The 263-nt window shown below is 62.0% G+C and carries 1 protein-coding gene; it reads right to left on the reverse strand.

Features of this window, described 5'->3' with window-relative positions; all coding sequences use genetic code 11:
* Positions 1 to 263, reverse strand: a 263-nt coding sequence (locus ACKX14_RS16045) for a DUF3443 family protein (protein ID WP_422449411.1), incomplete at both ends; no start/stop codon positions are given.

Consider the following 263-nt stretch of genomic DNA (forward strand, 5'->3'; position numbering starts at 1 on the left):
GCGAAGTTGCCGCTCTTCGAGCACTGCGCGATCGTGGAATCGTTCAGGAAGAAGAAGTTCGATCCGCTGTCGAGAAAGCTGTCGGGAAAGCTCGCGTTCTTGTAGGTGGCCGAGACGTTGAGCGTGCGTGGATTGGTCTGCAGCACCGTCGCGCCGCTCATGGCGTTGTTCGATTGCGTGGCCACGCCGAAGTAGAGCGTGCCCACGGTGACGCCCTGGCCCGCCGAAGAAATCGCCGGCAGGCTCAGCACGACCCCGTTGTT

Source organism: Thermorhabdus hydrogeniformans (genome assembly GCF_049310025.1).
Taxonomy (GTDB): domain Bacteria; phylum Bacillota; class Thermosediminibacteria; order Thermosediminibacterales; family Tepidanaerobacteraceae; genus JBJYKD01.